Source organism: Phaeobacter piscinae (assembly GCF_002407245.1).
GTDB classification, from domain to species: domain Bacteria; phylum Pseudomonadota; class Alphaproteobacteria; order Rhodobacterales; family Rhodobacteraceae; genus Phaeobacter; species Phaeobacter piscinae.
The window spans coordinates 357003-370652 of record NZ_CP010681.1; the positions used below are offsets into that span (position 1 = coordinate 357003).

The window sequence follows — 13650 nt, forward strand, 5'->3', positions numbered from 1 at the left end:
GGGTGAGTTCCATGTTGCGGAATGATGTTCCGCATTGCGAAATTGATAGGGCCGAAGCCTGCGCCGACTAAGGATAGTCACGCCGCAGACCGGCTCCGGTGAGCTGCGCCGTGCTAAAGTCCTGATCGGCACCGCCCGCAAAAAGAGGAAAGTTCCATGACCGAAGCCATTGTCTACGAGCGGATTGGCGACATCGCAGTTCTTGCCGCACAGAACCCGCCGGTGAATGCACTTGGTATAGATGTGCGCCGCGGTCTGTTGGCAGGAATTGAGCGGGCCGAGACGGAAGGCGCGCGTGCCGTATTGATCTATGGCGAGGGGCGGACTTATTTCGCGGGCGCTGATATCCGTGAATTTGGCAAACCCATGGAAGAACCAGGCCTGCCGGATCTCTGCAACCGTATCGAAGCCGCCAAGCTGATCGTCGTATCGGCCCTGCACGGCACAGCGCTGGGCGGGGGGTTGGAGGTTGCACTTTCCTCGCACTACAGGATCGCCGTGCCAGGCGCCAAGATGGGGCTGCCGGAAGTCCATCTGGGGATCATTCCAGGCGCCGGTGGAACCCAGAGGCTACCTCGCGTCGCAGGGACAGAGGCCGCATTGGAGATGATCACGACCGGCCGCCACGTGGCCGCTGCCGAGGCTTTCGATAAGGGCGTTATTGATCGTATTGCTGAGGGCAGCCCGCGCGAGGTTGGACTGGCCTATACCCGTGAACTCCTCGAACAGAATGCGCCGCGTCGCCCGATCTGTGACATGCCCGCGCCGGAGCCCGTCGATTTTGATGCCACATATGAGCGTGTTCTGGCCCGTGGGCGCGGCCAGCTCTCCCCGGCGATTGCGGTGCGTGCGGTCCAGGCCGCCTGCGAGGCGCCAAGTTTTCTTGATGGTGTGCGGCAAGAACGAGAATTGTTTATGAAGCTGATGCAAAGCGATCAGCGGCAGGGGTTGATCCACGCTTTCTTCTCAGAACGGGCGGTCAGCAAACTGCCCGAGCTTGCTGATGTAACTCCTCGCGATATTGCCGCAATGGGGGTCATCGGCGGTGGTACCATGGGGGCTGGCATCGCGACAGCTGCGCTGCTGGCAGGACTGTCGGTTGTGCTGATTGAACGGGACGAGGCGGCCTCGGTTGCGGCACGGGAGCGGATTGAAGGCAATCTCAAGGGCGCGCTGAAGCGGGGCAAGATCAGCCAGTCACATTTCGACGCTATTCTCAATGAGGCGCTTGAACTGGCAACGAATTATGCTGCTCTGTCGCAGGTCGATCTGGTGGTCGAAGCTGTTTTTGAAGACATGGATGTGAAACGCGACGTTTTTGCAGCGTTGGATGAGCATTGCAAACCAGGCGCCATTCTCGCCAGCAACACATCATATCTGGATATCAATGACATTGCGGCCGCCACCGGTCGGCCATCTGATGTGATCGGACTGCATTTTTTCTCGCCCGCACATGTGATGAAGCTGTTGGAGGTGGTGGTCGCGGATCAGACCGCGCCTGATGTCGTGGCCACCGGTTTCGCCCTTGGCAAAAGGCTGAAGAAAACCTCAGTACGGTCCGGCGTTTGTGATGGCTTTATCGGCAATCGGATCATGAACAGCTATCGCAAGGCCGCTGACTACATGGTTCTGGACGGCGCCTCTCCCTATCAAATCGACAAGGTGATGACCGGGTTTGGCTTCGCCATGGGGCCGTTTGCGGTCGCTGATCTCGCGGGGTTGGACATTGGCTGGGCCGCGCGCAAGCGTCGCGCGCCGACACTCGACCCACGTGAACGGGTGGTGCATTTCTCTGATATGCTATGTGAAGGCGGCGATTTCGGGCAGAAAACCGGTCGCGGTTTTTACGTCTACGAAGAGGGCAAGCGTGGCGGGACGCCGAATCCACAGGTCGCCGAATACATCGAACGCGATCAGCGCGATCAGGGCGTGACGCCGCAGGTTTTTGCCAATGACGAGGTTCTGCGCCGCTACATGTGCGCGATGGTCAATGAGGCGGCAAAGGTCGTCGGTGAGGGCATCGCCCGCCGCCCCCTGGATGTCGATATGGTGCTGCTGTTTGGCTACGGTTTCCCCCGGTTCTGGGGCGGCCCGCTGAAATGGGCGGACCTGCAGGGGCTGGACAGCATTCTCAAGGATATTCGCCGCTACGCCAAGGAAGATGCCTTCTTCTGGCAACCGGCCCCGCTGTTGGAGCAATTGGTTGCCGAAGGGCGCAGCTTTGATGACCTCAACAAGGAGGCCCGCTGATATGAAACAGGCTGTTATCGTTTCCGCCGCCCGCACCGGTCTGGCCAAATCCTTTCGTGGGTCTTTCAATCAGACGCATGGCGCCACTTTGGGTGGGCATGCGGTCGCCGCCGCTGTTGAGCGGGCGGGTCTGGAGGGGGGCGCAGTTGAGGATTGCATTATTGGTTGCGGCTTTCCCGAAGGGGCGACAGGGCACAATATCGGGCGCCAGATCGCTTTGCGCGCCGGCTTGCCGCAGTCTGCGGCTGGCATGACGGTGAACCGGTTCTGCGCGTCGGGCCTTCAGACCATTGCGCTGGCGGCGCAGCAAATCACTGCCGAAGGGGCCGGACCGATGGTTGCGGGCGGTGTGGAGAGTATCTCCATGGTGCAGCCCAATGTGACGCAGGTGCAGGATCCCTGGCTAAAAGAGCATAATCCTGACGTCTACATGGCGATGATTGACACGGCGGATGTCGTGGCTGAGCGCTATGGTATCAGCCGGGAGGCGCAGGACGCCTATGGCCTGCGCAGTCAGCAGAAGATCGCAGCAGCGCAGGATGCGGGCATCTTCGACGATGAAATCGTGCCCATGCAAACGGTTATGGCAGTAAAGGACAGGGACACCGGAGAGATCAGTCATCGCGAGGTCACGGTAAATCGGGATGAATGCAACCGCCCGCAGACGACATTGGACGGGCTGGCCGGACTGGAACCGGTGCGCGGTGCAGGCAAATTCATCACCGCAGGGAATGCCAGCCAGCTCTCGGATGGTGCGGCTGCGGTTGTGATGATGGAGGCCGATGAGGCCAGTCGCCGCGGTCTTGATCCTATGGGGGCGTTTCGGGGATTTTGCGTGGCGGGCTGCGCGCCCGATGAAATGGGCATTGGTCCCGTGCATGCCGTACCGCGCCTGCTGGAGCGGCACGGGGTGACGGTGGCAGATATTGACTTGTGGGAACTGAACGAAGCCTTCGCAAGTCAGGCGCTTTACTGCCGCGACAAACTCGGCATTCCGGATGAGATCTGCAACGTCAACGGCGGTTCAATTGCGATCGGCCACCCGTTCGGCATGACTGGCGCGCGGATGGTGGGGCACCTCTTGCGTGAGGGCCGCCGACGTGGCGCCAAACTCGGGGTGGTCACCATGTGCATAGGCGGCGGCATGGGCGCGGCGGGCCTGTTCGAGATTTATTGATTACAACCGCGCGCGGCTCGCCATGTTGAGGGGAGCGGGACGGACAAGTCAAACATAGCAGCCAATCAGCACGGGGAGGTGCGCGGCATATGGATCTGAATTATTCGACCGAGGACCTTGCCTTTCGCGCTGAGGTCCGCGCGTTTTTGGACGCCAAGCTGCCTCAGGATTTGTCGGATGCCGTGCGTCTGGGGCGCGGGTTGGGCAAGGAGGGGCACGATCGCTGGCACAGTATTCTGAATGAGCAGGGCTGGTTGGCACCAACCTGGCCAGAGGAATACGGGGGCTGCGGTTGGAACGCGGTTCAGCGTCATATCTTTGAGGAAGAATGCTGCCGCGCCCATGCGCCACGCATCGTCCCCTTCGGACTGACCATGTTGGCGCCTGTTTTGCAGAAATTTGGTTCCGACGAACAGCGCGCCCATTTTCTACCAAAGATCCTTTCGGGGGAACATTGGTGGTGTCAGGGGTATTCCGAACCGGGTGCGGGTTCTGATCTTGCCAGTCTGCGCACCCGGGCCGTTCGTGACGGGGATCATTACGTGGTCAACGGGCAGAAAACCTGGACCACGCTCGGCCAATACGCCAACTGGATTTTCTGTCTCGTGCGGACCGACCCGGACGCGAAACAGCAGGAGGGCATTTCCTTTCTGCTGATCGATATGGATACGCCCGGTATTGAGGTGCGACCGATCATCCTGCTTGATGGCACCCACGAGGTGAACGAAGTCTGGTTCACCGATGTGCGGGTGCCGGTTGAAAACCTGGTTGGCGAGGAAAACAAAGGCTGGACCTACGCGAAGTATCTGCTGACCCATGAGCGTACGAATATCGCAGGCGTGGGGTTCAGCCAGGCGGGGTTGGACGCGGTGAAGCGGCTCGCACGTCAGCAGATCCATCGCGGCCGCCCGCTGATTGAGAACCCGCATTTCGCGGCGCGGCTGGCCCGCGCAGAAATCGACCTGATGGCTATGGCGACCACCAATCTGCGCATCATCTCTGCCGCCGCCCAAGGTCAGGCTCCGGGCGTGGAGAGTTCGATGCTCAAAGTGAAAGGCACCGAAATCCGTCAGGAAATCAACGATCTGGCGCGCCGTGCTGCTGGCGCTTACGCGCTCCCCTTCGCGGCCGAGGCTTTGGCTGGCGACAACAGCGCCCTTGCTCCGCCGGAGGGCAGCGACACCGTTGCGGCGCAGTATTTCAACAATCGCAAGCTGTCGATCTTTGGCGGTTCGAACGAAATCCAGAAAAACATCATCGCCAAAGTATCGCTGGGAGGCCGGACATGAACTTTCAGCTGACGGACGAGCGGCAGATGTTGCAGGATAGCCTGCGTCGGTTTCTTGCGGACCGCTATACGGTGGCTGCGCGAACCGAGGCGATTGCGGATCCTTCGGGGTATTCCCCTGCGATTTGGACACAACTGGCTGACTTGGGCGTGCTTGGCGCCTTGTTGCCCGAAGCGGTCGGCGGATACGGCGGCGCTGGCTTTGACATTGCGACGGTCTTTGAAGAGTTGGGTCGTGCGGGTGTGGTTGAACCGGTCCTTGATTCAGCAGTGCTCTGCGGTGCCTTGTTGTGCGGGCCAGGTGATGCGCAGCCGTCGCCCCGTGATCGGGAATATCTTGAGCGGCTGGTTGCGGGAGACCTGCAATTGGCCTTCGCCCATGGGGAGCCGACCAGCCGCTACGAGCGCACTTGGGTCGAGACCACCGCGACTGGTGATGGACAGGATGTTGTCCTGACGGGCCGCAAAACCGTGGTGGTCAATGCTGAGGCGGCGGAGCTGTTGATTGTCTCTGCGCGCGAAGGAGGAGCCTCTGGTGACCGCGACGGCCTGTCACTGTTTCTCGTTGACCCGCAAGCGGCTGGGGTGCGCATGCAGGGCAGCGCGCTGCTGGCCGGCGGCAGAGCCGCAGAGGTTGAGCTGGACGGTGTCCACCTGCCGCACTCAGCGCGTCTTGGTACAGCAGGCGGGGCCGCTACCCGGATCGAGACCGCATTGGCTGCAGCGGAGGTTGCGCTGGCGGCAGAGACCCTTGGTGCGATGGAAACGGCTACGCGGCTGACCATGGATTACCTCACGACGCGACAACAATTCGGGCGGCCAATTGGGACGTTCCAGGCGCTGCAACATCGTGTTGCTGAGATGCTGATTGAGGTTGAACAGGCGCGCTCTGCGGTGATCAATGCCGCGGGCCACCTTGAGGATACCCCGCAGACACGCGACCGCCACGTTGCAGCTGCACGCAATCTCATCGGTCGAACCGGGCGTCATATCGCCGAAGAGGCAATCCAGCTGCACGGCGGCATTGCAATGACCGCAGAATATGAGCTGGCCCATATCGCCAAGCGCATCGTGATGGCCGAACATCGCTTCGGCGACGCGGACACTCAGATGGAGCGGTTCATTGACCTCTCGGCAGCTTGATCCGATATCGCCAACCAACTCGGCTGAGGGCGGAGAGGCGCCGGTGCCGGTTAAATGGATCATTGAGGATCCGGGCTGCCAGCAGCTGGTCGGCTATCGCACTGAAATTGACGCGCGCACTGGAGTCTGCCGTGTCTCACTGGAGCTCGCACCGCAACATCTCAACCGCAACGGTCTGTTGCATGGTGGCATCGTCGCGACATTGATGGATGTGGTTTGCGGCAATACTGCCTCGCAGCATTTCGATGCGCAGGCGCACCCGCCGGTGGTCACCGTGTCGTTGAACCTCTCTTATGTGGCTGCTGCGCGCAGGGGCCGGGTTGAGGCCACCGCCAAGGCAACCGGTGGCGGCGCATCGTTGGCCTATGTCGCAGGCGAATTGGTGGACAGCGGTGGCCATGTGCTCGCCACGGCAAGTGGCGTATTCAAAAGGATACGCGGTTGACGCGCGCCCATTGTTTCTGCGTCGGGTGCTCGACACGGCCCATAAAATCACAGGGGATGATCCATGACGCTATGGCACGAATACCTTGAAGCGCACGCGCGCCAACGCCCCACGGCCCCGGCTTTTGGCGACAGTGGTGGCGCGCGCTGGACCTATGGTGACCTCGCGCGGGCCTGCGACGCATTACGGACACATCTGGTCGACCTAGGTGTTGGGCCGGGTGATCGGGTGATGCTGCTTTGCGAGAATTGCTGCGCCGCGGTCGCGGCGTTATTTGCCACATCACAGCTGGGAGCCGTGGCGGTTCCGGTCAACGCCCGGATGAGGGCGCCTGAGGTGGACCGGATCCTCGCTCATGCCAAGCCTGCGGTCGTCCTGTTGACCGCTGCGGCCTCGCCTGACGCGGCCGCCCATGCCAGCCGTCTCGGCGCGCAGGCCATTGAAGGCGACTTTGGCCGCCTGCATGTTGTTTCTCAGGATGCAGATGGCAGATCCCACGTGCAGATACCCGAGGGGTTGGCCGTACTCCTTTATACGACAGGCACCACCGGCGCTCCGAAAGGGGTGATGCTAAGCCACGACAATCTGAAATTCGGCGGCGGCGCCTCGGCACGGTTGCGCGATATGACCGCCGATGACGTGGTCTACGGTGTGTTGCCCCTTAGCCATGTGTTTGGCCTTGCGTCGGTTTTAACTGCTTCCGTGATGATCGGAGCCGAGGTGCGGCTTGAGACACGATTCACGGCGGAGCGTTTTTATCAGGCGCTCCGGTCCGGGGTCACGCTGGTCTCTGCGGTGCCACAGATGCATGCGCTGGTGATGCAATATGCCAAGGAGCAGGGGCTGGACCACCTCGGCAGTCCGGATTTGCGCTATGTGTCGTCAGGTGCTGCGCCGCTGGATCCCGATTGGAAACGTCGGGCCGAGGCGTTTTATGGCGTTGCCTTGCAAAACGGATACGGCATGACCGAGGCAACCGCAGGCATCTGTGCCACACGCAATGGTTTGGGTGACCCTGATACGTCGGTTGGTCCACCGCTGCCCGGTGTTGATCTGCGTCTGGATCAGAGCGTTCCGGGTGGTGGCGATGGGTTGGGAGAGATCTGCCTGCGGGGCGGCAATGTCATGCTGGGATATTTCGCCAACCAAGAAGCCACGCAAACCGTCCTTGATCCAGCGGGCTGGTTGCGCAGCGGCGACATCGGGCGTTTGGACGAGAATGGCAACCTACATATTGACGGGCGTGCCAAGGAACTGATCATCCACGGCGGCTTCAATGTCTTTCCGCCAGAAGTTGAAGCGGCGCTGAACGCCCACCCTCAGGTGGTTCAATCCGCTGTAGTCGGTCGCCCGCAGGGCGGAGATGAGCAGGTGGTTGCCTTTGTAGAGGTGGCCGTTGGGGATGAGCCAACGGTGCGTGAATTGCGTGCCTTCGTGGCGGAGCAGCTTGCAGGCTATAAACGGCCCGGTCTCTTCATCCTGACGGAGCAGCTGCCAGCCGCACCGACAGGGAAGATACTGAAGCACGTGTTGCTGTCACATTTTGCGGATCAACTGCCCGCCGTATGATCCCACAAAGAAAAAGAGGCGCCCGACAGGACGCCTCTTACTCAAGGGGATCTGCCCGCTGGATCTTATGCCCAGACACCGCTTGCAGCGGCGCGGATGTTGCGAATGTTCTCGCCGTAGACCTCAGGGGTATCGACTGAGCCCCCTTTGAAGACGGCGGAGCCCGCTACAAGAACGTCGGCACCGGCTTCGGCAACCAGTGGTGCGGTTTTCGGATCAACGCCACCGTCAATCTCGATATGGACCGGACGATCTCCAATCATCGAGCGCAGGCTGCGGATCTTGCTGGTCATATCAATGAACTTTTGCCCGCCAAAACCGGGGTTGACGGTCATCACGCAAATCAGGTCGGTCAGGTCAAGGAGATGCGCCACTGCTTCAGCAGGGGTGCCGGGGTTGAGTGCGACACCGGCTTTCATCCCGGCAGCACGGATCGCCTGCAGGGTGCGGTGGATGTGGGGGCCTGCCTCAACATGGGCGGTCAGAACATCGGCGCCCGCATCTGCGTAAGCGTCGATATAGGGATCAACGGGTGCGATCATCAGGTGGACGTCCATCACGGCTTTCACATGGGGGCGAAAGGCCTTAACCGCCATCGGACCAAAGGTGAGGTTGGGCACAAAATGCCCGTCCATCACGTCGATATGGACCCAATCGGCCCCCTGGGCTTCGATGGCCTGAATCTCCTGGCCAAAATTGGCAAAATCGGCGGACAGGATAGACGGTGCAATCTTGATGGAGCGGTCGAAAGACATGGCAGCGGTTCCTTGGGTTCATGGACAGCGTTTCGCCGCCATATAGCGACTTGGAGGCTGCGCGCCTAGGGGGCAGTGGTGGGCACGAGGGATGGCGTTACAAAAGCTTCACCGCGATGACACACAAGTTTTGATCTCGGCCCTTAGCTAGTCCCAGACAGAGACGGGAGCCTCAGGTGCTGCGAATTGACAAACTGACCAAGAGATTCGGCGATAAAATCGCGGTGGATACCGCCACGCTGGATATCGATAAGCCTTGCATGATCGGCATCATCGGCCGCTCCGGTGCTGGTAAATCCACGCTGTTGCGCATGATAAACCGGCTCGGTGATGCCAGCGAGGGGCGGATCCTTTTCGAAGGGCGAGACGTGACCCAATTGCGCGGCAAGGAGAAGCGCGCCTGGCAATCGGATTGCGCGATGATCTTTCAGCAGTTCAATCTGGTGCCGCGCATGGATGTCGTATCCAACGTGCTGCACGGTACGCTCAACCGACGCTCAACCTTGGCGACGCTGTTCAACCTCTATCCGATGGATGACATCCACCGTGCGATCGACATCCTTGATCGGCTGGGCATTGCGGAACACGCCGCCAAACGGGCAGAAGCACTCTCCGGCGGTCAGCAGCAACGCGTCGCTATTGCCCGCGCCCTGATGCAGGATCCGGCGATCATTCTCGCCGATGAACCGATTGCCTCACTGGATCCGATGAACGCACAGACCGTGATGGAGGCCCTGCGCCGTATCCATGAAGAGGATGGCCGGACTGTGATCGCGAATCTGCACACGTTGGACACGGCGCGCCGCTACTGTGACCGCGTTGTTGGCATGCGCGATGGGCGTATCGTCTTTGACGGGCTGCCAGAGCAACTGACCACGGGTGTTGCCCGCGAAATCTATGGCGCCGGTGATGATTTCTCCGAAGCCGCCACCTCCACCGAGATTGAGACCCTGAACCATACCAAGCCGCGCCGTCAGCCAGCTGTGGCTGTCTGATCGCATTTCCAAACCCGGCCGTTTCTGTGCCGGGATGACCAACCAGAGAGATTGAATATGAAAAACCTGTTTGCTGCCATTCTGGCGACCACAGCCCTGACCGCACCCGTTCTGGCAGATACCTCGGAGATTCAGGAATTCCGCATCGGTATTCTCGGTGGCGAGAATGCTCAGGATCGTTTGAACAACAACGAGTGTCTGCGCCAGAAAACCGAAGATTTGCTGGGTGTTGAAACCAAGCTCTTTGCCCCGGCGGATTACAACGGTGTGATTCAGGGCCTGTTGGGCGGCACCATCGATATGGCGTGGTTGGGCGCATCGGGTTACGCCAAGACCTACCTGAGCGATCCGGCGGCTGTTGAGCCCATCCTCGTGAAGGTCAATAACGATGGTGGCTACGGCTACTACTCCGTTGGTTTTGCCCGCAAGGACAGCGGCATCACTTCGCTGGACGACATGCAGGGCAAGACCTTTGGTTTTGGTGACCCGAACTCCACCTCCGGGTTCCTGATCCCCTCAATCGAGATCCCTGAAGCAACCGGGGCGACGATGACGTCGGGCGACTATTTCGGTGAAGTGAAATTCACCGGCGGCCATGAACAGACCATCGTCGCGGTCGCGAATGGCGATGTGGATGCGGGCGTCAGCTGGGCCGACGGCCTGGGGGAGTGGGAAGATGGCTTCAACTCAGGCGCGCTGCGTCGGGCTGTTGATGCGGGCCTCGTTGACATGAATGATTTGGTGCAGATCTGGCAGTCGAAGCCGATCCCCGAAGGTCCGGTGGTTCTGCGTACAGAATTGCCCGAGGACGTAAAACTGAAGATGACCGGCCTGATGGCATCCCTGAAATCAATGGATGCGGAGTGTTTTTACGGTGTCGCAGCAGGTGAGGCCAAAGGTTTCATGCCGATCACCCACGATGCCTATGAGGTGATCATCGAAGCGCGGAAATTGAAGTCCAACTAATTTCAGTACCAAAGCGTGCGGGGGCGGAGCGTGAGCGTCGCCTCCGCCATTTTGACGGCCAATTGCCAAGAGCCCGCACAGGTCAGCGAAGATGCTCATCCGATAGCATCACTGTCCCGCCGGCTGTTGACACAGTTGCTGCCACACAGGATCCCAGTCATGACACATGCAACAGTCTCGGCCCGGCCAGTGGCTGATATACAGGCCGATTATCAGGCACTAATCCAGCGAAAACGCTTGTATGGCGGGGTCATTCTGGCGGTATTTGTCGCCATGATGGCAGCCGGTTTCCGGATTGCAGATGATCGCAATGCCGGCTCATTCTGGAATGGCATTACCCATGTTTTCGACTACCCCTCCGAGGTGCTGTCAGAAGCGGTCGAGAAGCTCTCCCTGCTGCCGGCACATGTTGTGCAGTTCTTCCCCGCGCTGATTGAGACATTGAATATTGCCGCTGCGGCCACGCTGATTGGTGCGATTTTCGGCACTGTTCTGTCGCTGTTGGCGACGCGGGGGCTGGCCCGCTGGCCCGCCCTGATCCCGGTCTTTCGCTGGTTGTTGGATATCTTCCGCGCGATCCCGGAAATCGTGATCGCGCTGGTCCTGATCTTTCTACTGGGTGGCGGCCCTGTGCCTGCGATGATTGCGATTGCAATCCACACGGCAGGGGCGCTGGGTAAACTGTTCTCGGAAGTGAATGAAAATGCATCCTTGAAACCGGTCGAAGGGCTGGCCTCTGTCGGTGCTGGCTGGGCGCAGCGCATGGTGTTGGGCGTTTTCCCTCAGGTTGGCCCAAACTATGTCAGCTACGCGCTCTTGCGGTTTGAAATCAATATTCGGGCTTCGGCGATCCTCGGTTTCGTCGGGGCCGGCGGCATCGGGTATGAGCTGCGCAACGCGATGTCCTGGGGGCAGGGACGCTACGACGAAGCTGCTGCAATCTTTCTTCTGCTGTTTTTCACCATCGTCCTGGTGGATCAACTGTCGGGCCTGCTGCGTGACCGGTTGACCCACGGAGCCAAACAATGACGACTTTTGACACGACCGTCCCGCCGACCCTGCGCAAATTGGATATGGAACGCCTGTTCATGCGCAAGCGTGCCTTGAGCCTGGCGTTGCCGCTGTTGGTGCTTGCCTATCTTGCCTATGTGTTCGTCGCCTTTGATGTGGCGGGGCTGGCCGAGCGGATGAACCCGAAGAATGCGCGCACATTGGTAGCAGACAGCTACAGTTACAAAACCCACGTCACCCGTGACAACCGCAGCGGTGCCGTCAGCGTGGCCGTTGAGGGAGAGCGCAAGGGCGCCTATCCGGACGGGCAGTCTCCGGAGTGGGTGACGCTCCCCGATACCTCTTCGCAGGTGACGATCATCGACCTCGAAGATGGCTATGAGGTCCGGTTCGGTCCTGAGACCATCACCTTTGATATACCCGGCTATGGCACAATTCGAGCAACGCCAAGCCGCAGCGCCGGTGTGCAGGCGGAATTCCCGGCGGGGGAATTGCCGGATTGGATCAATGCCTCCAAGAACCGGCTGGCCGTCACCACGGACGCCGGGCGCCTGACAGTGACCCGCAACCGGGCGGAGGTGTTTCGCTATTTTGCCGGTTGGGAGCTGTTTTTCTTTACCTTGGACAGCCCGTACCATGGCATGGGCATCGGTGAGTTGATGACGCGGGCTGCAACCGGCGAAGCCGGTGCGATTTTTCATGATGTCTGGACCAATAAGATGTGGCGTCATCAGGATGTCGCTTGGGCGATTTTTGAAACACTTCTGATGGCATTCCTGGGAACGATGGGGGCAGGTTTGATTGCGCTTCCGCTGGCCTTTGCGGCCACCCGGAATTTCATGCCGCTGCGCGCGGTTCGCTTTGCCACCCGTCGCGTGTTCGACTTTGTGCGCGGGGTGGATTCGCTGATCTGGACCGTTGTTCTGGCACGGGCCTTCGGTCCCGGACCGTTGACTGGGGCGCTGGCAATTTTGGTGACGGACACCGGAACCTTCGGCAAGATCTTCTCCGAAGCACTGGAAAACGTCGATCAGAAACAAATCGAAGGCGTCGCCTCAACCGGCGCCAAGCCGGCGCAGCGCTACCGGTTTGGCGTGATCCCGCAAATTACACCGGTCTTGCTCAGTCAGCTGCTCTACTTTCTTGAGTCGAACACCCGCAGCGCGACAATTATTGGCGCCATCACCGGTGGTGGCATCGGGTTGCTACTTACGCAGGCAATCATCACCCAGAAAGACTGGGAAGAGGTCGCTTACTACATCGTATTGATCATCCTCATGGTGATGTTGATGGACTGGCTCTCTGGCTGGCTTCGTCGCCGCCTGATCAAGGGAGAGCCGGGTCGTAAGGCGCGCCGCCAAGGGGCCGCGATGTTGCTGCCCTGACTGTCGGGGCTTCGTCTCACTGATGTATCCCAATGAAAGCTATCAGATGCCTCGTCTCTCTGCCGATCACCCGTATCGGCACCCCAATTGTGCCATCACCAACAGCCAGTTCGGCGCATTTGTCGAAATCGGCGCAGACAGTCGCGTGCTGAACAGCCGGTTTGGCGACTACAGCTATTGCGACAGAAACTGCGATATCGCCAATGCGGAAATTGGGAAATTCTCCAATATCGCCAGTGCAACCCGGATCGGGGCCACCGACCATCCCCTGCAAAGGGCTTCCCTGCACCATTTCCTCTATCGGTCGTCGAGCTATTGGGACGATGTGGAGGATGACGCGGCTTGGTTTGATCATCGGGCCAGTCGTATGGCTCATATTGGACATGATACCTGGATCGGTCACGGCGCGCTGATCAAGCCCGAGGTAACAGTCGGCCATGGTGCAGTTGTGGCGTCGGGTGCGGTGGTGACCAAGGACGTAGCCCCCTATACGATCGTCGGGGGTAATACCGCCCGGCTGATCCGTCGCCGATACACTGAGACCGTCGCTGAACGAATGATGGCGTTGGCGTGGTGGGACTGGGAGGACACCCGATTGAAGGCTGCGGTTCCCGATTTTCGCTTGCTAAGCGCTGAGGCGTTTCTGGAGAAATATGCTTAGCCTCC

Annotated in this window: 12 protein-coding genes; 11 read left to right on the forward strand and 1 reads right to left on the reverse strand. The window is 60.0% G+C overall.

Going from position 1 to position 13650, the window contains the following annotated elements:
• The first annotated feature begins 156 nt into the window (after positions 1–156).
• From phaeop14_RS01645 to phaeop14_RS01670, 6 genes are all read left to right on the forward strand, one after another.
• The gene (locus tag phaeop14_RS01645; protein ID WP_096788552.1) at positions 157–2250 is read left to right on the forward strand and encodes a 3-hydroxyacyl-CoA dehydrogenase NAD-binding domain-containing protein; all 2094 of its coding nucleotides are present in this window, start codon (positions 157–159) and stop codon (positions 2248–2250) included.
• A gap of 1 nt (position 2251) precedes the next feature.
• Positions 2252–3427: an acetyl-CoA C-acyltransferase gene (locus phaeop14_RS01650; protein WP_096788553.1), complete on the forward strand. Its 1176-nt coding sequence runs from the start codon at positions 2252–2254 to the stop codon at positions 3425–3427.
• 89 nt (positions 3428–3516) lie between these two features.
• Entirely contained in the window at positions 3517–4716 is a 1200-nt protein-coding gene (locus phaeop14_RS01655; RefSeq protein WP_096788554.1) for an acyl-CoA dehydrogenase family protein, read from the forward strand.
• On the forward strand, positions 4713–5858 hold the full coding sequence (locus phaeop14_RS01660; RefSeq protein ID WP_096788555.1) for an acyl-CoA dehydrogenase family protein: 1146 nt from the start codon (positions 4713–4715) through the stop codon (positions 5856–5858). Before phaeop14_RS01655 ends, phaeop14_RS01660 begins: the two co-directional genes overlap by 4 nt.
• Complete coding sequence (locus phaeop14_RS01665) at positions 5839–6303, forward strand: PaaI family thioesterase (protein ID WP_096788556.1); 465 nt, start codon at positions 5839–5841, stop codon at positions 6301–6303. The genes phaeop14_RS01660 and phaeop14_RS01665 overlap by 20 nt, the downstream gene beginning before the upstream one ends.
• Before the next feature lie 63 nt (positions 6304–6366).
• Positions 6367–7872, forward strand: a complete 1506-nt coding sequence (locus phaeop14_RS01670) for a class I adenylate-forming enzyme family protein (protein ID WP_096788557.1) — start codon at positions 6367–6369, stop codon at positions 7870–7872.
• Between the two features lie 65 nt (positions 7873–7937).
• Here the strand turns inward: phaeop14_RS01670 and rpe are convergent, their stop codons facing one another.
• Positions 7938–8627 (reverse strand): ribulose-phosphate 3-epimerase, encoded by a 690-nt coding sequence (rpe, locus tag phaeop14_RS01675; protein ID WP_096788558.1) that lies wholly within the window; start codon positions 8625–8627, stop codon positions 7938–7940.
• 176 nt (positions 8628–8803) lie between these two features.
• On the opposite strand from rpe, the gene phnC reads away from it, so the two are divergent.
• The 5 genes from phnC to phaeop14_RS01700 all read left to right on the forward strand — a co-directional run bounded on the left by phnC (position 8804) and on the right by phaeop14_RS01700 (position 13645).
• Positions 8804–9622 carry a phosphonate ABC transporter ATP-binding protein gene (gene phnC, locus phaeop14_RS01680; RefSeq protein WP_096788559.1) on the forward strand — a complete coding sequence of 273 codons (819 nt, stop codon included), beginning with the start codon at positions 8804–8806 and terminating at the stop codon, positions 9620–9622.
• Positions 9623–9679: 57 nt separating this feature from the next.
• The gene (phnD, locus tag phaeop14_RS01685; protein WP_040180517.1) at positions 9680–10588 is read left to right on the forward strand and encodes a phosphonate ABC transporter substrate-binding protein; all 909 of its coding nucleotides are present in this window, start codon (positions 9680–9682) and stop codon (positions 10586–10588) included.
• A gap of 159 nt (positions 10589–10747) precedes the next feature.
• The gene (phnE, locus tag phaeop14_RS01690) at positions 10748–11617 is read left to right on the forward strand and encodes a phosphonate ABC transporter, permease protein PhnE (RefSeq protein WP_096788560.1); all 870 of its coding nucleotides are present in this window, start codon (positions 10748–10750) and stop codon (positions 11615–11617) included.
• Positions 11614–12984 carry a phosphonate ABC transporter, permease protein PhnE gene (gene phnE / locus phaeop14_RS01695; protein WP_096788561.1) on the forward strand — a complete coding sequence of 457 codons (1371 nt, stop codon included), beginning with the start codon at positions 11614–11616 and terminating at the stop codon, positions 12982–12984. The genes phnE (phaeop14_RS01690) and phnE (phaeop14_RS01695) overlap by 4 nt, the downstream gene beginning before the upstream one ends.
• Positions 12985–13030: 46 nt before the next feature.
• The gene (locus phaeop14_RS01700; protein WP_096788562.1) at positions 13031–13645 is read left to right on the forward strand and encodes an LbetaH domain-containing protein; all 615 of its coding nucleotides are present in this window, start codon (positions 13031–13033) and stop codon (positions 13643–13645) included.
• Positions 13646–13650: the final 5 nt, after the last annotated feature.